Origin of the sequence: Amycolatopsis halotolerans (assembly GCF_042647905.1) — a bacterium.
Lineage (GTDB): Bacteria > Actinomycetota > Actinomycetes > Mycobacteriales > Pseudonocardiaceae > Amycolatopsis > Amycolatopsis halotolerans.
In genome coordinates, this window is record NZ_JBHRWI010000042.1 from 113,569 (window position 1) to 136,098 (window position 22,530).

The 22,530-nt window shown below is 70.7% G+C and carries 28 protein-coding genes; 18 read left to right on the forward strand and 10 right to left on the reverse strand.

What is annotated here, in order from left to right; genetic code table 11:
* Positions 1-13: 13 nt before the first annotated feature.
* Complete coding sequence (locus tag ACFORO_RS31070; protein ID WP_377872763.1) at positions 14-199, reverse strand: hypothetical protein; 186 nt, start codon at positions 197-199, stop codon at positions 14-16.
* 131 nt (positions 200-330) lie between these two features.
* Between ACFORO_RS31070 and hisH the strand changes: the two genes are divergently transcribed.
* Both hisH and priA read left to right on the forward strand, forming a co-directional pair.
* Positions 331-954, forward strand: coding sequence for an imidazole glycerol phosphate synthase subunit HisH (hisH, locus tag ACFORO_RS31075; RefSeq protein WP_377872807.1), 624 nt, complete (start codon positions 331-333; stop codon positions 952-954).
* 152 nt (positions 955-1,106) lie between these two features.
* Entirely contained in the window at positions 1,107-1,838 is a 732-nt protein-coding gene (priA, locus tag ACFORO_RS31080; protein ID WP_116202272.1) for a bifunctional 1-(5-phosphoribosyl)-5-((5-phosphoribosylamino)methylideneamino)imidazole-4-carboxamide isomerase/phosphoribosylanthranilate isomerase PriA, read from the forward strand.
* 29 nt (positions 1,839-1,867) lie between these two features.
* Here priA and ACFORO_RS31085 read toward each other — a convergent pair whose 3' ends face one another.
* Both ACFORO_RS31085 and ACFORO_RS31090 read right to left on the reverse strand, forming a co-directional pair.
* Positions 1,868-2,185 carry a YdeI/OmpD-associated family protein gene (locus ACFORO_RS31085; protein WP_377872762.1) on the reverse strand — a complete coding sequence of 106 codons (318 nt, stop codon included), beginning with the start codon at positions 2,183-2,185 and terminating at the stop codon, positions 1,868-1,870.
* On the reverse strand, positions 2,179-2,607 hold the full coding sequence (locus tag ACFORO_RS31090) for a VOC family protein (protein ID WP_377872761.1): 429 nt from the start codon (positions 2,605-2,607) through the stop codon (positions 2,179-2,181). The genes ACFORO_RS31085 and ACFORO_RS31090 overlap by 7 nt, the downstream gene beginning before the upstream one ends.
* 88 nt (positions 2,608-2,695) lie before the next feature.
* On the opposite strand from ACFORO_RS31090, the gene ACFORO_RS31095 reads away from it, so the two are divergent.
* Positions 2,696-3,622, forward strand: coding sequence for a helix-turn-helix transcriptional regulator (locus ACFORO_RS31095; protein ID WP_377872760.1), 927 nt, complete (start codon positions 2,696-2,698; stop codon positions 3,620-3,622).
* Between the two features lie 86 nt (positions 3,623-3,708).
* A complete protein-coding gene (locus ACFORO_RS31100; RefSeq protein ID WP_377872759.1) occupies positions 3,709-4,053 on the forward strand; it encodes a DUF1330 domain-containing protein in 345 nt (114 codons plus the stop codon).
* A gap of 1 nt (position 4,054) precedes the next feature.
* Here ACFORO_RS31100 and ACFORO_RS31105 read toward each other — a convergent pair whose 3' ends face one another.
* The 4 genes from ACFORO_RS31105 to ACFORO_RS31120 are packed head-to-tail and all read right to left on the reverse strand — an operon-like array spanning position 4,055 to position 6,398.
* Positions 4,055-4,438, reverse strand: a complete 384-nt coding sequence (locus tag ACFORO_RS31105; RefSeq protein ID WP_377872758.1) for a PPOX class F420-dependent oxidoreductase — start codon at positions 4,436-4,438, stop codon at positions 4,055-4,057.
* A 19-nt stretch (positions 4,439-4,457) separates the two neighbouring features.
* Entirely contained in the window at positions 4,458-4,895 is a 438-nt protein-coding gene (locus tag ACFORO_RS31110; protein WP_377872757.1) for a hypothetical protein, read from the reverse strand.
* A 16-nt stretch (positions 4,896-4,911) separates the two neighbouring features.
* Positions 4,912-5,886 carry a hypothetical protein gene (locus ACFORO_RS31115; RefSeq protein ID WP_377872756.1) on the reverse strand — a complete coding sequence of 325 codons (975 nt, stop codon included), beginning with the start codon at positions 5,884-5,886 and terminating at the stop codon, positions 4,912-4,914.
* The gene (locus ACFORO_RS31120) at positions 5,883-6,398 is read right to left on the reverse strand and encodes a SigE family RNA polymerase sigma factor (protein WP_354737632.1); all 516 of its coding nucleotides are present in this window, start codon (positions 6,396-6,398) and stop codon (positions 5,883-5,885) included. Before ACFORO_RS31120 ends, ACFORO_RS31115 begins: the two co-directional genes overlap by 4 nt.
* A 98-nt stretch (positions 6,399-6,496) precedes the next feature.
* Here ACFORO_RS31120 and hisF point away from each other — a divergent pair, with 98 nt between their 5' ends.
* The 3 genes from hisF to ACFORO_RS31135 are packed head-to-tail and all read left to right on the forward strand — an operon-like array spanning position 6,497 to position 7,985.
* Positions 6,497-7,270: an imidazole glycerol phosphate synthase subunit HisF gene (gene hisF, locus ACFORO_RS31125; RefSeq protein ID WP_377872755.1), complete on the forward strand. Its 774-nt coding sequence runs from the start codon at positions 6,497-6,499 to the stop codon at positions 7,268-7,270.
* Complete coding sequence (gene hisI / locus ACFORO_RS31130; protein ID WP_377872754.1) at positions 7,267-7,623, forward strand: phosphoribosyl-AMP cyclohydrolase; 357 nt, start codon at positions 7,267-7,269, stop codon at positions 7,621-7,623. Before hisF ends, hisI begins: the two co-directional genes overlap by 4 nt.
* On the forward strand, positions 7,623-7,985 hold the full coding sequence (locus ACFORO_RS31135; protein ID WP_354737626.1) for a DUF1304 domain-containing protein: 363 nt from the start codon (positions 7,623-7,625) through the stop codon (positions 7,983-7,985). The genes hisI and ACFORO_RS31135 overlap by 1 nt, the downstream gene beginning before the upstream one ends.
* Here ACFORO_RS31135 and ACFORO_RS31140 read toward each other — a convergent pair.
* Positions 7,982-8,587 carry a TetR/AcrR family transcriptional regulator gene (locus ACFORO_RS31140; protein ID WP_377872753.1) on the reverse strand — a complete coding sequence of 202 codons (606 nt, stop codon included), beginning with the start codon at positions 8,585-8,587 and terminating at the stop codon, positions 7,982-7,984. The two genes, ACFORO_RS31135 and ACFORO_RS31140, sit on opposite strands and share 4 nt — an antisense overlap.
* A 96-nt stretch (positions 8,588-8,683) precedes the next feature.
* Between ACFORO_RS31140 and ACFORO_RS31145 the strand changes: the two genes are divergently transcribed.
* The 7 genes from ACFORO_RS31145 (at position 8,684) to ACFORO_RS31175 (ending at position 15,188) form a co-directional block, all read left to right on the forward strand.
* Positions 8,684-10,246 (forward strand): anthranilate synthase component I, encoded by a 1,563-nt coding sequence (locus ACFORO_RS31145; RefSeq protein ID WP_354737622.1) that lies wholly within the window; start codon positions 8,684-8,686, stop codon positions 10,244-10,246.
* A gap of 190 nt (positions 10,247-10,436) precedes the next feature.
* Positions 10,437-10,955 (forward strand): Trp biosynthesis-associated membrane protein, encoded by a 519-nt coding sequence (locus ACFORO_RS31150; RefSeq protein ID WP_377872806.1) that lies wholly within the window; start codon positions 10,437-10,439, stop codon positions 10,953-10,955.
* A gap of 120 nt (positions 10,956-11,075) precedes the next feature.
* Positions 11,076-11,885 carry an indole-3-glycerol phosphate synthase TrpC gene (trpC, locus tag ACFORO_RS31155; RefSeq protein ID WP_377872752.1) on the forward strand — a complete coding sequence of 270 codons (810 nt, stop codon included), beginning with the start codon at positions 11,076-11,078 and terminating at the stop codon, positions 11,883-11,885.
* Positions 11,882-13,099, forward strand: a complete 1,218-nt coding sequence (gene trpB / locus ACFORO_RS31160) for a tryptophan synthase subunit beta (protein ID WP_377872751.1) — start codon at positions 11,882-11,884, stop codon at positions 13,097-13,099. Before trpC ends, trpB begins: the two co-directional genes overlap by 4 nt.
* Positions 13,096-13,887 (forward strand): tryptophan synthase subunit alpha, encoded by a 792-nt coding sequence (trpA, locus tag ACFORO_RS31165; RefSeq protein WP_377872750.1) that lies wholly within the window; start codon positions 13,096-13,098, stop codon positions 13,885-13,887. Before trpB ends, trpA begins: the two co-directional genes overlap by 4 nt.
* Before the next feature lie 50 nt (positions 13,888-13,937).
* Positions 13,938-14,480 (forward strand): Uma2 family endonuclease, encoded by a 543-nt coding sequence (locus ACFORO_RS31170; protein ID WP_377872749.1) that lies wholly within the window; start codon positions 13,938-13,940, stop codon positions 14,478-14,480.
* A 48-nt stretch (positions 14,481-14,528) separates the two neighbouring features.
* Entirely contained in the window at positions 14,529-15,188 is a 660-nt protein-coding gene (locus ACFORO_RS31175; RefSeq protein ID WP_344268106.1) for a peptidoglycan recognition protein family protein, read from the forward strand.
* Positions 15,189-15,194: 6 nt separating this feature from the next.
* Here the strand turns inward: ACFORO_RS31175 and ACFORO_RS31180 are convergent, their stop codons facing one another.
* Complete coding sequence (locus tag ACFORO_RS31180; protein WP_377872805.1) at positions 15,195-16,502, reverse strand: glutamine synthetase; 1,308 nt, start codon at positions 16,500-16,502, stop codon at positions 15,195-15,197.
* 237 nt (positions 16,503-16,739) lie between these two features.
* Here ACFORO_RS31180 and ACFORO_RS31185 point away from each other — a divergent pair, with 237 nt between their 5' ends.
* From ACFORO_RS31185 to lgt, 4 genes are all read left to right on the forward strand, one after another.
* A complete protein-coding gene (locus tag ACFORO_RS31185) occupies positions 16,740-18,155 on the forward strand; it encodes an APC family permease (protein ID WP_377872748.1) in 1,416 nt (471 codons plus the stop codon).
* Positions 18,152-19,288, forward strand: coding sequence for an amidohydrolase family protein (locus tag ACFORO_RS31190; protein ID WP_377872747.1), 1,137 nt, complete (start codon positions 18,152-18,154; stop codon positions 19,286-19,288). Before ACFORO_RS31185 ends, ACFORO_RS31190 begins: the two co-directional genes overlap by 4 nt.
* Positions 19,285-20,457 (forward strand): M20 metallopeptidase family protein, encoded by a 1,173-nt coding sequence (locus ACFORO_RS31195; protein ID WP_377872746.1) that lies wholly within the window; start codon positions 19,285-19,287, stop codon positions 20,455-20,457. The genes ACFORO_RS31190 and ACFORO_RS31195 overlap by 4 nt, the downstream gene beginning before the upstream one ends.
* Positions 20,458-20,552: 95 nt before the next feature.
* The gene (gene lgt / locus ACFORO_RS31200) at positions 20,553-21,569 is read left to right on the forward strand and encodes a prolipoprotein diacylglyceryl transferase (protein ID WP_377872745.1); all 1,017 of its coding nucleotides are present in this window, start codon (positions 20,553-20,555) and stop codon (positions 21,567-21,569) included.
* A 146-nt stretch (positions 21,570-21,715) separates the two neighbouring features.
* Here the strand turns inward: lgt and ACFORO_RS31205 are convergent, their stop codons facing one another.
* A complete protein-coding gene (locus ACFORO_RS31205) occupies positions 21,716-22,522 on the reverse strand; it encodes a hypothetical protein (RefSeq protein WP_377872744.1) in 807 nt (268 codons plus the stop codon).
* Between the last annotated feature and the right edge of the window lie 8 nt (positions 22,523-22,530).

Here is a 22,530-nt window from a genome sequence, read left to right on the forward strand (position 1 = left end):
CAACCGCTCGCGGTCACCAGCCGGTGTCGGCGCGCCGCACGGGGTTCGCCGTGCGCGCGGCCGGCCGGCGCGCCAGGTCGATCTCCGCACGGGTCTTCTGCGGCGGGATGGTCAGCTCCCTGAACTGCGGGAACGGCACGCTGTCGATGTCTTCCCGCCACGCTTGGAACATCCGGCACAGCAGATCGGACTCGGACATCTCGTCCTCTTTCCGGGTCCGGGGGCACCGGCGGCGCCCACGCATAGCGTGATGGGTACCCGATCGGGGCGAGAACGAAACGGCCTCGGAACGAAATTCTCCAGGGGACTAGGCTCGGACGCGTGTCTCGTGTGGTGATCCTCGATTACGGTTCCGGAAACCTCCGCTCCGCCGAGCGCGCCGTCGCGCGCGCGGGCGCCGAGGTGGAGGTCACCGCCGACCCGCACGCCGCGGTCGAAGCCGACGGCCTCGTGGTGCCCGGCGTCGGCGCGTTCTCCGCGTGCATGAGCGGGCTGCTGGGCGTGCACGGGCACCGGATCATCGGCAAACGGCTGGCGGGCGGACGTCCGGTGCTGGGCATCTGCGTCGGCATGCAGATCCTGTTCTCGCGCGGCGTCGAGCACGGCGAGGAGACCGAGGGCACCGGCGAGTGGCCGGGCACGGTCGAGCGCCTGCACGCCGACGTGCTCCCGCACATGGGCTGGAACACCGTCCGCGCGCCCGCCGATTCGCAGCTGTTCGCCGGGATCGACCCGGAGGAACGGTTCTATTTCGTGCACTCCTACGCCGCGCGGAAGTGGGAGCTGGACTCCGGCCTCGCCGGCCAGCAGCCCAAGGTGACCTGGGCCAACCACGGCGAGGATTTCGTCGCCGCGGTGGAGAACGGTCCGCTGTGGGCGACCCAGTTCCACCCGGAGAAGTCCGGCGACGCGGGGGCGCGGCTGCTGCGCAACTGGCTCGGCACGCTGGCGTAAGAGGTCGGGAACTCCGCTGCGGCAGAAAGGATGTGCCGCTGCTCACGTTGTCGGCACAGGCCGCACGCCGTACCGCCCAGATCGCCGGTGCCGTCGGGGCGAGCGCATATCCCCCGGACGGTGCGCCCGACCCCGCCGCATAGTCTGTGCGCGTGACTTTCACGCTCCTTCCCGCAGTTGATGTTGCCGACGGCCAGGCGGTCCGACTCGTCCAGGGCGAGGCGGGCACCGAAACCTCCTACGGCAGCCCGCTCGAAGCGGCCCTGCAGTGGCAGCGCGACGGCGCCGAGTGGATCCATCTGGTGGACCTCGACGCGGCGTTCGGCAAGGGCAGCAACCGCGAGCTGCTCGCCGACGTCGTCAAGCGGCTCGACGTGCAGGTGGAGCTCTCCGGCGGCATCCGCGACGACGCGTCGCTCGAGGCGGCGCTCGCCACCGGCGCGCGCCGGGTCAACCTCGGCACCGCGGCGCTCGAGGACCCGGACTGGACGGCGAAGGTCGTCTCCGAATACGGCGACCGCGTCGCGATCGGGCTCGACGTGCGGATCACCGAGGCCGGGCACCGGCTGTCCGCGCGCGGCTGGACGTCCGACGGCGGAGACCTGTGGGAGGTCCTGGAGCGGCTCGACCGCGACGGGGCCAGCCGGTACGTCGTCACCGACGTGAGCAAGGACGGCACGCTGCGCGGCCCGAACCTGGAGCTGCTGCGCGAGGTCACCGCCCGCACCGACGCCCCGGTGATCGCCTCCGGCGGAGTGTCCAGTGTGGACGATCTGCGCGCGCTGGCCGGGCTTGCTTCGGACGGCGTCGAGGGCTCGATCGTCGGGAAGGCGCTGTACGCGGGCGCTTTCACCCTGCCGGAGGCTCTCGCCGCGGTTCGCTGACGGCGGGAATTGGTGCTGGGCAACGGAAATCACGCGGCCCGGTCGAGCGCGAGCTGTCCGGCGGGCCGCATCCGGCCTTCCCTCCGGAGCAGTTCCGCGCGGGCGAGGTTTCGTGCTGACCAAGGGCTTTTCGGCCGTCGCGGCGTGTACCGCTGGGTGTAGGTGGAGCTGTCGCGGCGGCGGGTCAGGCCGTCGATCCAGCCGTGGCAGAGCGCTTCTTGGAGCGCCTGCTCGTAGGTGAGGCCGGGCGCGCCCTTCTTCGCCAGCACCACCCACACCTCGGCGGCCGAATCGTGGTGCTCGGCCAGCCAGTCCCGCCACGACGCGGCGTCGCTGAAGATCAGCATGCCCGCACCAGCGTTTCCCGGACGGAGACGTAGTGCGGGTTGTACATCAGCCCGAGGACGTTGCCCCACGGGTCGATCACCGACGCGGTGATGAACCCGGTGCCGCGGTCGCGCGGGGTGTCGTGGACCTTCGCGCCCATCGCGACGACTCGCTCCAGCGTCGCCGCGACGTCCTCGACGTGCCAGAAAACGACCGCGCCCGCGGGCTGGCCGACGGTCGCGAGGTCAGCGGTCCGGGAGAGTTCGCTGGTGGCGTACGAGCTGTGCACGATGCCGAATTCGTGCTGGTAATCGCCGATGCGCCATTCCAGGTACGCCGGGGTGTCCAGGTACGGCGCGACGCCGAGAAGGTCGGTGTACCAGCGCTTCGCCGCCTCGAAATCGGGGGAGTAGAAGGTGACGGTGCTGAGTCCTCGAAGCATGTCTGATTCCTTGTCTGCTCGGTGATGGAACTAGCTTCTCTCTAAAAGTGCTCATCTTCTGAGCACTTTTAGAGAGAGAATCAAAACCATGCGAGCTGACCGTCTTGTCGCTGCCGTCCTGCTGCTGCAGGCTCGCGGCCGGGTGACCGCTGCCGAGCTGGCCGACGACCTGGAGATCTCCGTGGCGACCGCCCGCCGCGACCTGGAAGCATTGTCGGCGGCCGGGATCCCGGTCTACCCGCAGCCCGGACGCGGCGGCGGATGGTCGCTCGTCGGCGGGGCGCGCACCGATCTCAGCGGGCTGACCGCGGCCGAGTCCCAGGCGTTGTTCCTGATGCTGGGCCCGGCGGCGTCCGGCGGCCCGGAGTTGTCGTCCGCGTTGCGCAAGCTCGTCCGTGCGCTGCCCGCCACGTTCCGAGCTGATGCCGAAGCCGCCGCGCGAGCCGTCGTGTCCGATCCTGCGGGCTGGGGCGAGCGGGATCGCGAGCCGCCCGCGCTCGTCCAGTCGCTGCAGCAGGCCGTCGTGGGGCGGCGGAAGGTGCGGTTCGACTACAGCGGCAAAGGGCGGCTAGTCGATCCTTACGGCCTCGCCGACAAGGACGGGGTTTGGTATCTCATCGCCGGAACCGTTGCGGGACAACGGACTTTCCGCGTCGACCGGATCTCGGCGGCGGAAACCACGGACCTGCCTTCGCCGCTGCCGGACGACTTCGATCTCCGGGAACAGTGGGCGCGGGTCGTGGCGGAGATGGAGCAGCGGCGTTCGCTCGTGTCCGCGACGGTGCTGATCGACGCGCGGTACTTGTCCGTGCTGCGGACGCATTTCGGGCGGCACTGCGAGGTCGTCGGGGAGCAGGACGGGCGGGTTCGGGTGAAGGTGGCGGCGCACTGGGCGCGCTCGGTCGCGGAGCAGCTGGCGGGGTGGGGCGACCTGGCCGAGGTGGTGGGACCGGAGTCGGTCCGTGCCGAACTCGCCCGCATCGGACGGGAGCTGACGGCCCGCTACGGGAGCTGATCGATTACCCGCGAGGTAATCGACTCCGTGCCCCGGAGCGGACAGGATTGGCTGGCAGCCAACGAAATCGACCCGAGGAGCCGGACATGAACGCCTACGCCATCGCCCACCTGCGCCAGCCCGGAACCGTGGACCCCGAGGTCTACGAGTACATGGAGCTGATCCAGGCGACGCTCGACCCGTTCGAGGGCCGTTTCCTGATCCACGGCGGACGCACCCGCGTGCTGGAAGGCAGCTGGCCGGGCGGGACCGTCATGATCGAATTCCCGGACTTCGCCGCCGCTGAGGCGTGGTACGCGTCGGCGGACTACCGCAAGATCCTCCGCCTGCGCACCGACCACCTGGTGGGGGAGGTGATCCTGGTCGAGGGGTGCGGGCCGGACCACGATTCGGCCGCGATGGGCGCCCGGCTCCGCGCGGAGGCCCGGTGACTCACTCGGCGAGTTTGATCCCGATCCCGATGGTCCGCTCGGGTCCGCCGCGGAGGCGGCTGAAGAACATCGTGACCCGCCCGACGAGGCCGTAGTCCCGGGCGATCACGCCGCGGACGCGGTCGCTGTCGGCGGCGTCGAGCAACCGCGCTGTTCCGTTCACTTCGGCACCGTGCACCCGGCGGCCGCGGACGTCGCACGCCTGCAGCCGGACCTCGCCGTTGTTGCGGATCCGCTTGACCTTGCCCGCGGTGCGTTCGGAGAACAGCACCAGCTCGTCGCCGTCGCGGGAGACCCACACCGGGGTCGGGACCGCGCGGCCGTCGCGGCGGAAAGTGGTCAGCACGACGTACTTCTCGGCGCCGAGACGCTCCAGTTCGGACATAGCTCCACGGTAGACGGCGTCAGAGTCCTTGGCAGCGGTCGACAGGCTGCGGCCCGCCGGGCGGCGTCGTCGGCACGGAGACCGACGTGCCGTGATCGGCCACCTTGTGCATCACCACGTGGGTCGCCGCGACATAGCCCCAGGTGAACAGAATGACCAGAGCCGCGCAAATGCCGAGAGCCGCCTTTCGCACTCCGATTCGCCCGAGGAGCGCCGAGATTCCGGCTCCGGCGAGCAGGAACAGCACCAGGGAACTCACCTGCCACAGCGTCACGCCCAAGCCCGACCACGGCACGAGATTCCGCAACCGGCAGGTCAGCTGCTCGCCCGCGGTCAGCTGGGCCAGATAGTTGGCACCGACGCACCAGGCCACCAGAACGGCGATGATCGCCGCGCCGATCCCGACGGCGGTCGCTATCCGCGAGAACGTGCTCCGAGACTCCCCCAAGTCGGACATGCGTTCACGGTAGCGGTCAGCGGGTGCCGAGCCAGGCGTAATCCGGTGCCGAATCGAGCACGATCCCGTCCGCCACCGCGACGAGCTGTTCGCGCGGCAACCGGCCGGAGGCAGTCAGCCAGCGTCCGGCCGACAACCGCACGGTGACCTGCGCGTCGGCCGGTCCGGAGGCGGGCACGTAAGCCCCGGGCAAGCCGCGCACTCGCACCGGTCCGGACCCGCCGAGAGCCGGGGACCCGCTGCCGACCGTCACGCGCACCTTGCCCGCCGGGCCGCCGGCGTCGAGCACGGTCGTCGCGTTGCCCGAGTCGCTGCCGCGCACCGTCGTGGCTTCTTCGCGCATACCCGCGGGCAGCGGTCCGAACCGCGCCTCGCCGCGGACCAGCACGGGTTCCTGGGTGACCGAATCGGCCACTTGCTCAGCCGCCGCACGCGCGTCCGGGACGCCTTCCACCTTCGCGGTCAGCACGTGGCGGTCGTCCGGCATCCAGGTCAGCGTCGCGATCGTGTCGCTCGGCCCGGTCACCATGGCGACCCGTCCGTGCACCACGACCTGGTCCTTCAACGCCGAGATGCGCAGCGCGGTCTGCGCCCATTCCGGATCGGCCGTGGAGTGCGCCGCGATTTCCACCCGGCTCGCCCCGGCCTGCCATTGCCGCACCTGCGCGGTGTTTCCGGGCCCGCCTGAGCGGTACTGCTCGGTGAAGCCGTCCGGCAGCCAGCCCGGCGTGTACGCGAGCACCGGCCGTCCGGCGGCGGGCGTGAGCTGCGCGGGCACATCGGTGACGGCGTTGACCACCAGCGGCACCCCGGCGGCGACCGCGATCACCGCGGCGGCCGCGGCGGCGAGCGCGAGGCGAGGACGGCGCCGGTGCTGGCGTTGCCGGGCCCGCGCGAGCGCGTTGAGGACCTCATTGCCGTCCGGCGCCTGCTCCGCGAGCCGTTCGAGGCTGTCGCGCACCAGCGTCTCGGTCTCGTTCGACGGGGTCATTCTCCTGCTCCGGTGGTGAGGACGGACGGCAACGAGGGCATACCGGCGCGCAGTGTCGCCAGTGCGCGCGAGATTTGGCTGCGCACGGTCGAGACGCCGCAGCGGAGGAAGTCGGCGATTTCGGCGTCGGTGTAGTTCTCGTAGTAGCGGAGCACGACCGCGGCGCGCTGTTTCCGCGGCAGCGTGGCCAGCAAGGCGAGCATTTCGTCGCGTTCGTCGTAGGCGGTGCTGGGATCGGCGGTCGGCGGTCCCAGGGAATCGAGCACCGAATGGTTCGACGGGACCACGCGGCGGGCGGCGCGGCGGCGCCACGAGAGGTACTCGTTGGTGATCATCCGGCGGACGTAGGTGGGCGGCGAATCGATCTTCGACCAGCGCTGCTGGGCGCGCAGGAGCACGTCTTGGACGATGTCCTGCGCCAGATGCGGGTCGTCGGCGAGGACGGTCGCGTAGCGCAGCAGCCCGTCGAGGCGTTCCGCCACGAAATCGTCGAAACCGATGGTCACGATCATGAGACGCGCGAGGGTGCGGTTTTGATGCATCGGATCCGAAAATTAGTGACGAAGCCGTCGCGGCGGGCTTGGGTGAGCGGCCGACTAGGCTGGAGCACATGGCTGTGGCGGTTCGGGTGATTCCCTGTCTCGACGTCGACGCGGGCCGGGTCGTGAAGGGCGTCAACTTCGCCGACCTGCGCGACGCGGGCGACCCGGTGGAGCTCGCGCGCCGGTACGACGCCGAGGGCGCGGACGAGCTGACCTTCCTCGACGTCACCGCGTCCTCAGGCGACCGCGAAACCACCTTCGACGTGGTCCGCCGCACCGCCGAGCAGATCTTCATCCCGCTCACCGTCGGCGGCGGCGTGCGCTCGACCGACGACGTCAACCGGCTCCTGCGCACCGGTGCGGACAAGGTCAGCATCAACACGGCCGCCATCGCGCGCCCGGAGCTGCTGCACGAGGCGTCGCGCCGGTTCGGGGCACAATGCGTCGTGCTGTCCGTCGACGCGCGGCGCGTGCCCGAAGGCGGCGAACCGACGGCGTCCGGCTTCGAGGTCACCACGCACGGCGGCCGGCGCGGCACCGGAATCGACGCGGTGGAATGGGCCGCGCGCGGCGAGGAGCTCGGCGTGGGCGAGATCCTGCTCAACTCGATGGACGCGGACGGCACCAAAACCGGCTTCGACCTCGAACTGATCGACCTGGTCCGCAAAGCGGTGCGAGTCCCGGTGATCGCCAGCGGCGGCGCGGGCGCGACCGAACACTTCCTGCCCGCCGTGGAAGCCGGCGCCGACGCGGTGCTGGCGGCGAGTGTATTCCACTTCGGACAGTTGACGATCGGCGACGTGAAGGGCGCACTGCGCACCGGCGGGGTGGTCGTGCGATGAGCCTCTCGCCGGAACTTTCCGCCCGGCTGAAGTGGAACGCCGACGGACTGATCGCCGCGGTCGTGGTGGACCACGCGACGTCGGACGTGCTGATGATGGCGTGGATGAACGACGACGCGCTGGACTCCACGCTCACCACGCGCCGCGGGACGTACTGGTCGCGCAGCCGGCAGGAGCTGTGGGTGAAGGGCGAGACCTCGGGCCACGTCCAGCACGTGCGAGAGGTCCGCGTCGACTGCGACGGCGACACGGTGCTGGTGCGGGTGGACCAGACCGGCCCGGCTTGCCACACCGGGACGCACACCTGCTTCGACACCGGCGAACGGCTGCTGCTCGCGGACGAGAGCGCGTGATGACCGTCGTCGCGAACGTGCTGATCGGGCTCGTCGCCCTGATCCACCTGTACATCGTCGTGCTGGAGATGGCCCTGTGGACCACGCCGCGGGCGCGCGCGGCGTTCGGCACCACCGAGGAATTCGCCCGCGAGAGCAAGACGCTGGCGGCGAACCAGGGGCTGTACAACGGTTTCCTCGCCGCCGCGCTGATCTGGGGGCTGATCGCCGCTGACCCGGCGGGCTTCCAGCTGAAGCTGTACGGCCTGGCGTGCGTGATCGTGGCCGGTCTCTACGGCGCCGCGACGGCGTCGAAGCGGATTCTGTTCGTGCAGGTGCTGCCGGGTGGGCTCGCGCTGGTCTTTTTGCTGCTGTCGCGCTAGTCGATATCCCCGGTGAGATAACGCTGCAACGTCGGCGCCACTGCGGTAATCAATGTGTCCACCTCCGCCTCCACCATCGGCGGGAACCGGGCCACGTACCGGACCAGCCCCATCCCCACCAGCTGCGACGCGCACAACGCCACCCGCAGCTCCCGCCGGTCAACGCCGGTCTCGCTCAGCAGCGTGGTGAAAAACTGCGAAAAGAACTCCCGCAGCACCGTGCTCGCCGCCTCATGGCTGGCGATGCTGCGGATCAGCGCCTGGAACGTGTCGCCGCCGACGCCGTCCCAGCGGGTCAGAAAAGTGTGCGCGATCCGGGCCCCCAGCTCGTCGACCGGGCCGTCGCGCAGGACCGTGACCAGTTCCGCCGGTTCGAACGGCAGTTTCAGCACCGCTTGCGCGAACAGGCCTTCCTTGCCGCCGAACCAGTGGTTGACCATGGCCGCGTCGACGCCGGCGCGCGCGGCGATGGAGCGGACCGTCGCGCGTTCGTAGCCGTTCTCGGCGAATACCGCGCGGGCGGCTTCGAGCAGGACCGCGCGGGTGTCCTGACCAGCGGGGCGGCGGCCGCGGCGGCGGGCGGTAGTGTCTTCGGTGCTCACCAGTCCATCTTGACCGGTCGCCGCCTCGAATTCAACAGTCATTGAATTGAGAGCCCGCTGACCGGCGGACGCGGCCGTAGCGGCACAATGAGACGCATGGTCAGCTCAGCAGCCACGTCCACGGCCGGGCCCGGCCCGGTCAGCCCGTCCCGCGCCGACTTCCGCGCGCTGGCCGAAAGCCGCCGCGTGATCCCCGTGGTGCGCCGGGTGCTCGCCGACGGCGAGACCCCGCTGGGGATCTACCGCAAGCTCGCCGCCGACCGGCCCGGCACCTTCCTCTTCGAATCGGCCGAGAACGGGAAATCGTGGTCGCGCTGGTCGTTCATCGGCGTGCGCAGCCCGGCGGCGCTCACCGTCTCGGGCGGCAAAGCGGTCTGGACCGGCACCCCGCCGGACAACCTGCCCACCGAGGGCGACCCGCTGCAGGTGCTGCGCGCGACCGTCGAGGCGCTGCACACCGAACCGCTGCCCGGCCTGCCCCCGCTGACCGGCGGAATGGTCGGCTACCTCGGCTACGATTCCGTGCGCTGGCTGGAAAAGCTGCCCGAGCTGGCCGAACGGGACCTCGACATCCCCGAGCTGACCATGCTGCTCGCCACCGACCTCGCCGCGTTCGACCACCACGAGGGCACCGTCACGCTGATCGCCAACGCGGTCAACTGGGACGACTCGGCCGAGCGCGTGGACGCCGCGTACGACGACGCGCTGGCCCGGCTGTCCGCGATGACCGAGCAGCTGCGGGTGCCCGCGCCGCCGACCGTCGCGACGTTCGACCGGCCGGTGCCCGAGTTCCGCCGCCACCGCGCCAAGGAGGACTTCCACGCGGCCGTCGACAAGGCGGTCGAGGCGATCAAGGCCGGCGAAGCGTTCCAGGTCGTGCCGTCGCAACGGTTCGAGATCGAGACCGGAGCCGACGCGCTCGACGTGTACCGCGTGCTCCGCACCTCCAACCCGAGCCCGTACATGTACCTGCTGCGGCTGGAGGGCTTCGACATCGTCGGCTCCAGCCCGGAATCGCTGGTGACGGTCCGCGACGGCCGCGCCACCACGCATCCCATCGCGGGCACCCGCTGGCGAGGCGCGGATCCGGAGGAGGACGCGCAGCTGGCCAAGGACCTGCTCGCGGACGAGAAGGAACGCGCCGAGCACCTGATGCTCGTCGACCTCGGCCGCAACGACCTCGGCAAGGTCTGCAAGCCGGGCACCGTGCACGTGGTCGACTTCTTCCAGATCGAGCGCTACAGCCACGTCATGCACATCGTGTCCACGGTGACCGGCGAGCTGAAGGACGACGCCACAGCGTTCGACGCGGTCACCGCCTGCTTCCCGGCGGGCACGCTGTCCGGCGCGCCGAAGGTGCGCGCGATGCAGCTGATCGAGGAGCTGGAACCGGTGCGCCGAGCGCTGTACGGCGGCGTCGTCGGCTACCTGGACTTCGCGGGCGACGCGGACACCGCGATCGCCATCCGCACGGCGCTGATGCTCGACGGGACGGCTTACGTCCAGGCGGGCGGCGGCGTGGTCGCGGACTCGGTCCCGGACTACGAGGACACCGAATCGCTCAACAAGGCCCGCACCGTGCTGTCCGCGATCGCCGCGGCGGGCACGATGATCCCGGCGGGCGAGCTGGACCCGGCCGAGGACGCGGCCGGTGTCTGAGCGGTCCGGGGAGGCGGAACCACGGCGCGGCGGCGCCGAGGCGCGAGAGGACGCGGTCCGCCCGGCGGATGTCGGTGAAAAATCTTCTGGCGCGGGGAAAACCGCTGCCGAAGCGTCCTCGGACAGCGGGAAATCGCCGACGGCGCCCGAACCCGCCGCGGCGTCCGCCCGCCGTCCACTGTGGACGATCATCCTCGCCCTCCTGCTCGGCGCGCTGGCCCTCTGGGGCGCGTCCCGGATGGTGTGGTTCGCCGAATTCCGCGACGAGGGCGTGCGCGGCACCGTGCTGTACACCGAACCCGGCGAACAGCGCTCCACCGCGCTCGTGCCGCTCGCGATCCTCGCGCTCGCGGGCGTCGCCGGGGCCATCGCCACCGGCGGCTGGCTGCGCCGCGTGCTCGGGATCGTGCTGGTGCTCGCCGGTGCGGCGGGCGTCTGGAGCGGCGTCGACGGGATCGAGTTCGGCGGGTTCGCGCCCGGGCTGCCGGGCACGGAAATCGTGCTCGGCCACCTGATCGCGGTGCTGGGCGGAATTCTTGTCGCACTCGGCGGGTTGGCAGCGATCAAGTGGGCGGGAGCCGCGCGCAAGCTCGGCGCCCGTTACGCCGCACCGGGGGCCAAGGCGGCGCGGAAGGATCCGGACACCGAGCTGTGGGAGGCGCTGTCGGAGGGCGACGACCCGACCGACGGCGGGGATTCGCGGCGCTGAGCAACCCGGAACCGGCCGGTCCTCGAGCGGGGGTTAGCATCGTTTCGGCGGGAAGGGGAAGGTTTTTGTGAGCGAGCTTGCGAGTGGACCCAGGAGTGCGGCAGCGGGTAGGGGCGTCCGATGAGCGTGCTCGAAGACATCGTCGCCGGCGTGCGCGAGGATCTCGCGCAGCGGGAATCCGCCCTGCCGTTCGACGAACTGAAGGCCAGGGCGGCCAAGGCCGTCCCGCCGCGTGACGTGATGGCGGCGCTGCGCGAATCCGGCATCGGCGTCATCGCCGAGGTGAAGCGGCGCAGCCCGTCCAAGGGCGAGCTGGCCACGATTCCCGATCCGGCCGCGCTGGCGCGGGACTACGAGGACGCCGGCGCGCGCGTGATCAGCGTGCTCACCGAGCAGCGCCGCTTCGGCGGCTCGCTCGCCGACCTCGACGCGGTGCGCGCCGCGGTCGACATTCCCGTGCTGCGCAAGGACTTCGTCGTCAGCCCGTACCAGGTGCACGAGGCCCGGCTGCACGGCGCGGACATGGTCCTGCTGATCGTCGCCGCGCTGGAGCAGAACGCGCTCGCCGCGCTGCTCGACCGCGTCGAATCGCTCGGCATGACCGCGCTCGTGGAGATCCACAACGCCGAGGAGGCCGACCGCGCGCTCGAAGCGGGCGCGAAGGTCATCGGCGTCAACGCGCGCAACCTGCACACCCTCGAAGTGGACCGCGACGTGTTCTCCCGCCTCGCGCCCGGCCTGCCGATGGACGTGTTCAAGGTCGCCGAGTCCGGCGTCCGCGGCCCGGGCGACCTGATGTCGTACGCCGGCCACGGAGCGGACGCGGTGCTCGTCGGCGAGGGCCTGGTGGCCTCCGGCGACCCGAAGGGCGCGGTCGTCAAGCTCGTCACCGCCGGTTCGCACCCCGCCTGCCCGAGGCCCTCGCGGTGACCGACCGCGGCAAGCACGACCCGGACGAGCGCGGCTACTACGGCCCGTACGGCGGCCGGTTCATGCCGGAAGCGCTGATCGGCGTGGTCGACGAGGTCGCGGCGGAGTACGAGAAGGCCCGCCACGACCCCGGGTTCACCACTGAGCTGAACCGGCTGCTCGCCGAGTACGCGGGCCGTCCGTCGCTGCTCACCGAGGCCAAGCGCTTCGGCGAGCACGCCGGCGGCGCGCGGGTGTTCCTCAAGCGCGAGGACCTCAACCACACCGGTTCGCACAAGATCAACAACGTGCTGGGCCAGGCGCTGCTCACCGTCCGGATGGGCAAGAAGCGCGTCATCGCGGAGACCGGCGCGGGCCAGCACGGCGTCGCTACGGCCACCGCGTGCGCGCTGCTCGGCCTCGACTGCGTCGTGTACATGGGCGAGGTCGACACCGAGCGCCAGTCGCTGAACGTCGCGCGGATGAAGCTGCTCGGCGCCGAGGTCATCCCGGTGAAAACCGGGTCGCGGACGCTGAAGGACGCGATCAACGAGGCGCTGCGCGACTGGGTCACCAACGCCGACACCACGCACTACCTCTTCGGCACCGCCGCCGGCCCGTACCCGTTCCCGATGATGGTGCGCAACTTCCACCACGTCATCGGCGAGGAGGCGCGGGCGCAGATCCTGGAGAAGGCGGGCCGGCTGCCGGACGTCGTCGCGGCGTGCGTCGGCGGCGGGTCCAACGCCATCGGCATCTTCTCCGGCTTCTACGACGACCCGTCGGTGCGGCTGGTCGGCCTGGAGCCGGGCGGCGAGGGCATCGAGGGCAACCGGCACGGCGCGACGCTCACCAAGGGCACCCCGGGCAACCTGCACGGCGCGATGTCGTACCTGCTGCAGGACGAGGACGGCCAGACGGTCGAATCGCATTCGATCTCCGCCGGGCTCGACTACCCGGGAGTCGGCCCGGAACACGCGTGGCTCAAGGACTCCGGCCGCGCCGAATACCGCCCGGTCACCGACGCGGCCGCGATGGACGCCTTCCGGCTGCTGTCGCGCACCGAGGGCATCATCCCGGCGATCGAATCGGCGCACGCGCTGGCCGGGGCCCTGGAACTGGGCCGCGAGCTGGGCCCGGACGGGCTGATCGTGGTCAACCTTTCCGGCCGGGGCGACAAGGACATGGACACCGCGGCCCAGTGGTTCGGGCTCGTGGACGGGGAGGGCAAGTGAGCGGCCTCGACGAGCTGTTCGCGGCGACGCGGGCGGAACACCGGGCCGCGCTGGTCGGCTACCTTCCCGCCGGGTTCCCGTCCGTGGACGGCTCGAAAGACCTGCTGGCCGCCACCGTCGACGGCGGCGCAGACCTGGTCGAGGTCGGCGTCCCGTACTCCGACCCGGTCATGGACGGCCCCACCATCCAGGCGGCCGCCGAGGCGGCGCTGGCCAGCGGTTTCCGGCTGAAGCAGCTGTTCGAGGTCGTGGAATCGGTGTCGGCGCGCGGCGGTCGCGCGGTGGTGATGACGTACTGGAACCCGGTGCACCGCTACGGGGTCGACGCGTTCGCGCGCGACCTGGCGTCCGCCGGTGGCCTGGGCCTGATCACGCCGGATTTGATTCCGGACGAGGCCGACGAGTGGATGGCCGCGTCCGCCGAGCACGGGTTGGACCGGATTTTCCTGGTCGCGCCGTCGTCGTCGGAGGAACGCCTGGCGAAGACCACGGCGGCCTCGTCGGGTTTCGTGTACGCGACCGCGGTGATGGGCGTGACGGGTGCCCGCGACGCGGTGGGTGTGCACGCGGAGGACCTGGTGCGCCGGACTCGCGAGCACACCGAGCTGCCGATCGGGGTGGGCCTCGGGGTCCGTTCGCGGGAGCAGGCCGCGCAGGTGGCCGGGTTCGCCGACGCGGTGATCGTCGGATCCGCGCTGGTCACGGCTGCGGCGGACGGTCCGGACGGGGTGGCGAAGCTGGCTTCGGAGCTGGCGCAGGGCGTGCGCGAGGCGGTTGCTCCGGCCTGATCTCGGGTCGGTCGCCGGAAACTGTCGGTGGTCATTCGTACTCTCTCGGTATGCAGACCAACGACATCAACCCGGGTGAGGCTCCGGGGTTGGCGGAAGTACTCGCCCTGCCGAACGAACAGCTCCTCGGCAACCGGATCGAAGGAGTCGACGGGACCCTCGTGATGGGTCCGGCTCCGACAGCGCTGCACCAGCAGTGGCTCCAGCGATTGCAGCTCGCAGTGGTGCCAGCCTTGCCCAAAGGCACTGCGCTGCTCCCCGGCGTCGCGGTCCGCTGCGGTGAAAGCCGGTTGCTGATCCCGGACTTCGTGATCGTCACCTGCCCGGACGTGGCCACGACCTGGTATCCGGCGTCCGAGGTGCTGCTGGCCGCGGAGATCGAATCGCCGTCCACCAGGGTGCAGGACCGGATCTTCAAGAAAGCCCTCTACGCCGAAGCGCTCATCCCGTACTACCTGCTCGTCGACCCGGAGCAGGAAGCCGCCACCGTGTACGCGCTCTCCGAAGGCGATTACCTGCCGCACGCGAAGAGCGAGGGCGGGGTGCTCACCCTGGCCGAACCGTTCCCCGCGGAGCTGAACCTGCGCGCCTGAGCGGCCGGTTGTACGCATCGTGTACGCCGTCCGCGCACAGTGCGGCGCATGGCTTTCGACATCGGACAGGTTCCCCGGAGGACGTTCCTGCGCGGGGCGGCCGGCGTGAGCGCTGCCGCGGCGGCGGGGCTCGTGCTGCCCGGCCTCGCGCACGCCGCGGCGGCGCCGCGCATCTACAGCTGTGCGGAGTGGGGTGCGCGCCCGCCCGCGGATCCGCTCACCACGCTCGACCATCCGGCCAATCGCGTGCTCATCCACCACATCGACTGCCCCAACAGCACCGACTACTCGCTCGAGCACGCGTTCCAGGTCGCGCGCAACGACCAGGCCGACCACATCGACAACAACGGCTGGTCCGACACCGGCCAGCACTTCACCGTCTCCCGCGGCGGCTACCGTCTCGAAGGCCGCCACGGCAGCCTGGACGCGTTGCGCAGCGGGAAGAAGATCGTCCGCGCGGCGCATTGCCCCGGCCAGAACGACAACGCGATCGGCATCGAGAACGAGGGCACCTACATGCAGGTCGCCCCGCCGAAGGCGCAGTTCGATTCGCTGGTGGTGTTCGTGGCGTACGTGTGCCGCCAGTACGGCATCCCGGTCAAGGAAATCAAGGGACACCGCGACTTCTACAACACCGACTGCCCTGGCGACAAGCTGTACGCGATGCTGCCCGAACTGCAGTCCCGGGTGGCGGCCTTGCTGCGTTGAACCGGGTCAGTGCAGGAAACGCATCACCCGGCACAACTCCGCCGGTTCCAGCGACCCCAGCTCGGCCACTTCGGCACGACGCACGTCCGCCAACGTCGTGGCCAGCTGGGGTCCGAACGCGTCCGGCAGCGCGTCGTCGGCCTCGAACGCGGCGATCGCCTCCGACAGCGATTGCGGCAGCCGGGCGACTCCAGCCGCTGCGGCGTCCGAGGGGGAGAGCGAGCCAGGGTCCACGCTGACCGGTTCTGGCAAGCGTGCCGCAGCGTCGATGCCTGCCTTACCGGCGAAAAGCAGTCCCGCCACCACCAGATACGGGTTCGCGGTGAGGTCGAAGCACTTCACCTCCAGGTTCGCCGCTGTGTCGCGCTGTCCGGCCGCGCCGCGGATCAGGCGTAGCGGTGCTTCGCGGTTTTCCAGTCCCCACGCGGTAAACACACCTGCCCAGTGGTGCGGTTCCAGTCGCAGGTAGCTGACCACCGACGGTGCGCCGACGGTCAGCAGCGCGGGCAACCGGCGGAAAATGCCCGCACCGAAGGATTCCGCGGTCGAGGTCAGTCCGAACGCCCCGGTCCCGCCCGCGCACAGATTCCGTTCGCCGTCCCAGAGGCTCAGGTGCACGTGTCCGCCATTGCCGACGCCGCCGGGTTCGAACTTCGGGGTGAACGACGCGCGCAGCCCGTGCGCGGCGGTCACCGTCCGCACGGTTTCCTTTGTCAGCACGGCTAAATCGGCCGCACGTACTGGATCCGTCGCGGCGATCGACAGCTCGAACTGGCCTGCCGCGTATTCCGGGTGGATCTGCTCCACCTTCACGCCACACTTGTCCAAAGTGGACACTATTGCGCGGAGATACTCGTGGTTCGCGCTCAGCCGGGAGTAGCCGTAGGCCGGGCCGGGCAGCGGAACCCCGTCCGCGTCCGTCGTGATCCACTCCAGTTCGAAGGCCATCCGCGCGGTCAGGCCGCGGTCGGCGAGCTGTGCCACGGCGGCCGCGGCGAGACCCCGGGTGTCCTGCGGGTGCTGGTGCCCGTCCTGGTCGTATCGCCACGCCGGGGCCCACGCCCAGCCGGGCTGGGCGGCGAGGACAGTGAGCGCGTCGAGGTCGGGGTGCAGTCGCAGGTCGCCGACTGGGCCGAGGGAATGCTCGCCGTCAGCGATGCTGTCGGTGCCGAGGAAGAAGTCGAACGAGTTCGACGCGCCGACGCCCCACGCCGCGACCGTCGCCAGCCTCGCCACCGGAACCGCCTTGACCCGCGAAATCCCGGAGTTGTCCACGAAACTCAGCGCGACGAGCTCGACGCCCGCCTGCTCCATCCGACCGGCTGCCGCCGCGCCGAGTTCGGCGAGCCGGTCGCGGTCGAGGTTGGCCGAAGACGAGAAGGGGGACGACAAGGTTTGCTCCTTCAACGCTGGATGAGAGGTTCAGCCGATCGAGGTTGACGGGAAACGAGGCGCTCTTCCGCACCGCACGAGAGAGTTCAGCCGGTCGGCGCTCGCTCTCCGCACCGCTCGGAAGGTTCACTGTGTACTCCTCGGGAAAGGAGCGCGTCCGTGTCCGGAGACCGTCCCGAATTGCGGCGCACCCTGTCGGTCTGGCAGGCCGTCGGGCTGTCCGTCGCGCTCATGGCACCCAGCATGGCCGCGAACATCAATCCACAGCAAACAGCGACGGCCGCCGGACGCGCGGTTCCGCTGGCGTTCCTGCTCTCGGCGGCGGGGGTGCTGCTGGTCGCGTACGGCTTCGTCCAGCTCTGCCGCCATTATCAGCACGCGGGATCGGTCTACGCGTTCGTCGGCGCGACCCTCGGTCCGCGCGCGGGCGTCGTGTCCGGCATCGGGCTGCTCGGCACTTACACCTTCTACGCCGTGGTCACCAGTTCCGCCGCGGGCGTGCTGGGCACGGCGTTCCTGACCCAGGTCGGGATCTGGCCGCACCCGCCGTCGTGGGGGCCGTTCGTGCTGACCGCCGTCGCGCTGCTCGGCAGCTGGCTCCTCGCGGTCGCCCCGGCCCGTCGCGGCACCAGCACGTTGCTCGCCGTCGAAGGCGCGACCATCGCGCTCATCCTGCTGGTCACCGTGGTCATCCTGGTCCGGCTGATCGCCGGAGACGCGCCCAGCGGACGGTTCACGCCGCAGGTTTTCGTACCGGACACCGGAGTCTCCGGCATTTTCCTCGGCGCGGTGTTCGGTTTCCTGTCGTTCGCCGGTTTCGAGGCCGCCGCGACGCTCGGCGAGGAAACCCGCGACCCGCGCCGCAACATCCCGCGCGCGATCCTCGGCACGGCCATCTTCGGCGGCGCCTACTTCGTGCTCGTGACCGCCGTCGAGATGATGGCCTTCGGCGGCGACGCCACGGCGTTCCACAATTCCCCGTCGCTGCTGGGCGATCTCGGCAGCCGCTTCGTCGGCCCATGGGTCGGCGACGTCATCAGCGCGGGTGCCGCGATCAGCGCGTTCGGCTGTTGCCTCGCCTGCGTCGTCGGCGGCTCGCGACTGCTGTTCGCCCTCGGCCGCGACGCGTTCGACGGGCGCGGCATCGGCCGGATCTCCGCCAAAGGCACTCCCGCCATCGCCGTGACCGTGGTTGCTCTCGCGGCGGCCCTGATCATCTTGGTGTGCGCGGTGTTCTTCGGTGCCACCGCCGACGACACCTTCGCCTGGGCAGGATCCATCGGCACTTTGATCCTGTTAGTCATCTACCTGCTCACCACGCTCGGCGCGATCCTCCTGCTGTTCGTGCGACGGCGGATGCGCGTTCCGTGGTGGCACTTGGCCTTCCCGATCGGCGCGCTGGTTCTGCTCGGCTACACCGTGTACGTCAACGTCGTGCCGTATCCGACCGAAGGCCCCGCGCGGTGGTTCCCGGTCGTGGCGGGTGGGGTGCTCGTGCTGGCTGTCGTCGTGGTCGCCTCGGCGCCCGGATTCGCCCGTAGGGTGGGGGAGAGGCTCGCTGAAGGAGAGGCATGACCGGACTGCTCGATTTCGTCGCGGACCTGCCGCTGGTCGACCATCACTGTCACGGCGTCCGCACCGGCGGCGTCGACCGCGACGGGTTCGAGCGGATGCTCACCGAGGCGGACACCGTGTCGCCGCTGGGGACGTCGCTGTTCGACTCGCTGATCGGCCTGTCCGTGCGCGAACGCTGCGCGCCGATCCTCGACCTGCCGAAACACGCCCCGGCCGACGACTATCTCGCCCGCCGCGCCGAATTGGGCGCGGCGGAGGTCAACCGGCGGTTCCTTCGCGGCACGGGCAGCACGGATTACTTGCTGGACGGTGGTTTCCTGCCCGAATCCCTCACCACCACGAAGGACTTCGCCGAACTGGCCGACGCCCGCGCGCACGACATCGTCCGGCTGGAGCAGGTCGCGGAAGATGTCATCCGCGAGAGCAGCGCCGCCAGTTTCGCCGACGACTTTGCCGCCGAACTCGACCGCCGCAGGACGAACGCGGTCGGCGTGAAGTCCATCGCGGCGTACCGGGTCGGGCTGGAGCTGTCGGGTGAACGCCCGGCCCCGGCCGAGGTCGAAGCCGCCGCCGGACGCTGGCTGGCCCGGATCGAGGCGGGCGAACCGGTCCGGCTGGCCGACGAGGTCCTGCACCGCCACCTGATCTGGTCCGGGATCGACCGGCGGCTCCCGGTGCAATTCCACGTCGGCTACGGAGATTCCGACGTCGACCTCCACCGCTGCGATCCCTTGCGGCTCACCGGTTTGCTGCGCGCGACCCGCGACGCGGGCGTCCCGGTCCTGCTGCTGCACAATTATCCGTTCCACCGCAACGCCGCCTACCTCGCGCAGGTCTTCGAGCACGTCTTCGTCGACGTCGGCCTCATCACGCACAACGCGGGCTTCCGCGCGCCCGCCATCCTGGCCGAGACGCTGGAGCTGGCGCCGTTCGGGAAACTGCTGTTCTCCACCGACGCGTTCGGCCTGGCCGAGCTGTATCACCTGGGCACCGCGCTGTTCCGGCAAGGACTGTCCGACTTCCTGCGCACCGCCCTCGCCGCGGACGCACTGTCCGAAGTGGACGCGATCCGGCTGGCCCGCTTGGCCGGGCATGAGAACGCGGCCAGGATCTACGGGCTGGAGCGGGCATGAACGATCTGGTCGAGGCCTGGCGCGCGGCGCTAGCAGAGGAACTGCCTGCCGCGGTTGAACTGCGGCACCGGATTCACGCCGATCCGCGTGTGTCCGGCGACGAGGACGACACCGCCCGGCTTGTGGCTGCCGCGCTAGGCGAGGGCGAGCAGGTCGCGAAGACCGGGCGGCTCATCGAGATCTCCGCACCCCACCCGGGCCCAGCCGTAGCCCTGCGCGCCGAGCTGGACGCTCTGCCGGTAGTCGAGCGCACCGGCGTCGAATGGGCCGCGAAGACCGGCTTGATGCACGCCTGCGGCCACGACGTCCACCTCGCCGCCCTGACCGCGGTCTGCCGGGCGGCGCGGCGCGTCGAGCTCCCGCGTCCGCTGTTCGCGATCCTGCAGCCGCGCGAGGAAACGTCTCCGTCCGGAGCGCTCGACCTGGTCGAATCGGGCATTCTGGAAGAGCGCGGTATCGACACGGTGATCGGCGCGCACGTCCAGCCGCGGCTGCCGTACGGCGTCGTCTCGGCCGCGCCCGGGCCGGTGAACGCGTCCACCGACGAGTTCGAGGTCGTGGTGCACGGCCAAGGCGGCCACGCCGGATATCCGCACCTGCTGCGCGACCCGGTGCTGGCGCTCAGCCAACTGGTGGTGAGCCTGCAGCAGGTAGCGAGCCGCCGGATCGACCCGATGCACGGCGCGGTCTGCACGATCGGGAGGCTCAGCGCGGGCACGGCGGCAAATGTCGTGCCGAACACGGCGTCGGCCTTCGGTTCGCTGCGGCTGATGCGCGCGAGCGACCGCGAACGCGCGCTGGCGGCGCTCGACGAGGTCGTGCACGCCACCGCCCGCGCGTACGGCTGCACTGCAGACCTCCGGATCAGCCCGTGCGAGCCCGTCCTGGTCAACGATCCAGCGCTGGCCGCGGCCGCGCGGATCTGGCTCGAACGCGCGGACGTAGACGTCGACGTCGATTTCCGGTCCTTCGGCGCGGACGATTTCGCGCATTACTGCGGCGACGGCGTCCGCGGCCTGATGCTGTTCGTCGGCCTCGGCGAGACCGCGGGCGCGCCCAGCCTGCACGGCGAAACGTTCCTGCCCGAGGACGCCGCGGTCGGCCAGGTCGCGGACGCGCTGCTGGCCGGATACCTGGCCGCGGCGTCCGACCCGCAGTACACAGTGTGACCCTGGACGGCCGTGACCGGGCTGTGACCGGGTCTTGACTAAGGGTTCCGCGGCACCCGGACCACGACCGGAGCCCGACGCGCTACGGTGGCCGCGTGTACTCCGCAGCGTTCCTGGCCACGATCCCGAGCCCCGACCAAGGCGTCTGGCACCTGGGCCCGATCCCGATCCGGGCGTACGCGCTCTGCATCATCGCCGGCATCATCGTCGCGATCTGGTGGGGCGAGCGGCGCTGGGAGGCCCGGGGCGGCACGAAGGGCACCGTGCTCGACATGGCGGTGTTCGCGGTGCCGTTCGGCCTGGTCGGCGGCAGGCTCTACCACGTCATCACCGACCCCGAGCTGTACTTCACCGAGGGCAAGAACCCCTGGAACGCCTTCGCCATCTGGGACGGCGGCCTCGGCATCTGGGGCGCGGTCGCGCTCGGCGCGGTCGGCGCGCTGATCGCCTGCCGGCGCCGCGGGATCCCGCTGCCCGCGATGGCCGACGCGATCGCGCCCGGCATCATCGTCGCGCAGGCGATCGGGCGGCTCGGCAACTACTTCAACCAGGAGCTGTACGGCGGGCACACCGACCTGCCGTGGGGCCTGGAGATCTACCAGCGCTTCGACCCGGCCACCGGAGCCCCGGACGCCCTCGGCGGCGTCGCGACCGGGCACATCCCGCTGCCGGAAAGCCCGGTGCATCCGACGTTCCTGTACGAGCTGGTCTGGAACCTGCTCATCGCGCTGCTCGTGGTGTGGGCGGACCGCAAGTTCAAGCTCGGCCACGGCCGCGCGTTCGCGCTCTACGTCGCGGGCTACACCGTCGGCCGCTGCGGGACCGAACTGCTGCGCTCCGACCACGCCAACCACATCCTCGGCCTGCGGGTCAACGTGTGGGTGTCGATCCTGCTGTTCGTCGGCGCGATGGCCTACTTCGTCGTCGCGGCCAAGCGTGGCCCGCGCGAGGCCCCGGAGACGTTGCGCAGCAAGGGAGACGAACGGGACGCCGCCGTCGAGTCCACTTCGGACGACGCGGGCGAGAAGCCGGAACCGGACGAGAAGGCTTCGGAGGACACTGTGGACGCGGGCTCCTCCTCCGGGGAGAACGGCAAGTCCGAGAAGTCCTGAGCATCGCGACGGAAACGAGGCCCTCGCCCGGGTTGGGCGGGGGCCTCGTTTCGTGCGTGGTGGGCTGAGGTCCGTGAGGGGAACCCTGAGGGAATCAGAGTCCCTCAGGGTTCCCCTCACGGACTTCGGCGAGAGCGGAGCGGGGTTCAGCTGAGGAACGAACCGCCGAAGTAGTCGTCGTCATCGCCGGAGTCCTGACGTCGGGCACGGCGGCCCGGAGACGGCGGCGGCTGGGGCGCGGACCGCTTCGGCCGGTCGCCTCGGTCGGCGAGGGGATCGGCGAAATCGTCCTCCGGCTGCGGTTCCGGCGCGCGATGCCGAGGCGGAGCGGGAGGAGCGGGTGGTTCTTCCTTCGGCGGAGCCGGAGCCGGGGGAGGCGGCGGCGTCCGGTCGGCGAGCGGATTCTCGTTCGAGTACTCCGCGGGACCCGGCGCGGGCGGGGCCGGGGGCTGCGGGCGGCCGCTGCTCGCCAGCGGGTCCGCGGCGGAGAACCCGGCGGGCTTGTCCGGCGTGTCCTGATACGTCGCGCGTCCGTTGTCCGACAACGGGTTCCCGGCGCCGCCGGTGCGCGCCTCGAGGATTTCTTCGGGGGACTGGCCCTCCTCCAGTTCCTCGAGGATGTCCTTGGCCTCGCTGAGCTTTTCGTCGGCGAGAGCGCGGACCTCGGGGTCGGCGAAGGCCCGGCCCGCGGCGACGTCCTCCCAGGTGAATTCGCCCGCGTCGACCTTTTGCTTGACCAGGCGCAGCTGGGCGGGCGCGTCCGGACGCGAGGCGGCTTTCTTGATCGCCTCGATCCGCTCCGGGGTGTCGGTTTTCGGCAGCGGGCGGAGCTTGATCTTCTCCAAGTCCTTCAGCAGCTGCTGGGACTTGCGGACCGTCCGGTCGAGCGCGGCCTCGGCCTCCCGCAGCTCAGGCGTCTTCCACGAATCGTCCGCGGTCGCGGGTTGGGACATCTCGGCAG

Excerpts from the sequence above, each read along its gene's own strand:
- ACFORO_RS31170 (WP_377872749.1), top strand. The coding sequence starts at position 13,938 with ATGCAGACCAACGACATCAACCCGGGTGAGGCTCCGGGGTTGGCGGAA.
- ACFORO_RS31085 (WP_377872762.1), bottom strand. The coding sequence starts at position 2,185 with ATGCTGATCTTCAGCGACGCCGCGTCGTGGCGGGACTGGCTGGCCGAG.
- ACFORO_RS31110 (WP_377872757.1), bottom strand. The coding sequence starts at position 4,895 with ATGTCCGACTTGGGGGAGTCTCGGAGCACGTTCTCGCGGATAGCGACC.
- ACFORO_RS31205 (WP_377872744.1), bottom strand. The coding sequence starts at position 22,522 with ATGTCCCAACCCGCGACCGCGGACGATTCGTGGAAGACGCCTGAGCTG.
- ACFORO_RS31175 (WP_344268106.1), top strand. The coding sequence starts at position 14,529 with ATGGCTTTCGACATCGGACAGGTTCCCCGGAGGACGTTCCTGCGCGGG.
- ACFORO_RS31105 (WP_377872758.1), bottom strand. The coding sequence starts at position 4,438 with ATGTCCGAACTGGAGCGTCTCGGCGCCGAGAAGTACGTCGTGCTGACC.
- ACFORO_RS31195 (WP_377872746.1), top strand. The coding sequence starts at position 19,285 with ATGAACGATCTGGTCGAGGCCTGGCGCGCGGCGCTAGCAGAGGAACTG.
- hisF (WP_377872755.1), top strand. The coding sequence starts at position 6,497 with ATGGCTGTGGCGGTTCGGGTGATTCCCTGTCTCGACGTCGACGCGGGC.
- ACFORO_RS31100 (WP_377872759.1), top strand. The coding sequence starts at position 3,709 with ATGAACGCCTACGCCATCGCCCACCTGCGCCAGCCCGGAACCGTGGAC.
- hisI (WP_377872754.1), top strand. The coding sequence starts at position 7,267 with ATGAGCCTCTCGCCGGAACTTTCCGCCCGGCTGAAGTGGAACGCCGAC.
- ACFORO_RS31190 (WP_377872747.1), top strand. The coding sequence starts at position 18,152 with ATGACCGGACTGCTCGATTTCGTCGCGGACCTGCCGCTGGTCGACCAT.
- ACFORO_RS31145 (WP_354737622.1), top strand. The coding sequence starts at position 8,684 with ATGGTCAGCTCAGCAGCCACGTCCACGGCCGGGCCCGGCCCGGTCAGC.
- trpC (WP_377872752.1), top strand. The coding sequence starts at position 11,076 with ATGAGCGTGCTCGAAGACATCGTCGCCGGCGTGCGCGAGGATCTCGCG.
- ACFORO_RS31070 (WP_377872763.1), bottom strand. The coding sequence starts at position 199 with ATGTCCGAGTCCGATCTGCTGTGCCGGATGTTCCAAGCGTGGCGGGAA.
- ACFORO_RS31135 (WP_354737626.1), top strand. The coding sequence starts at position 7,623 with ATGACCGTCGTCGCGAACGTGCTGATCGGGCTCGTCGCCCTGATCCAC.
- ACFORO_RS31120 (WP_354737632.1), bottom strand. The coding sequence starts at position 6,398 with ATGATCGTGACCATCGGTTTCGACGATTTCGTGGCGGAACGCCTCGAC.
- ACFORO_RS31180 (WP_377872805.1), bottom strand. The coding sequence starts at position 16,502 with ATGGAGCAGGCGGGCGTCGAGCTCGTCGCGCTGAGTTTCGTGGACAAC.
- ACFORO_RS31090 (WP_377872761.1), bottom strand. The coding sequence starts at position 2,607 with ATGCTTCGAGGACTCAGCACCGTCACCTTCTACTCCCCCGATTTCGAG.
- ACFORO_RS31115 (WP_377872756.1), bottom strand. The coding sequence starts at position 5,886 with ATGACCCCGTCGAACGAGACCGAGACGCTGGTGCGCGACAGCCTCGAA.
- ACFORO_RS31095 (WP_377872760.1), top strand. The coding sequence starts at position 2,696 with ATGCGAGCTGACCGTCTTGTCGCTGCCGTCCTGCTGCTGCAGGCTCGC.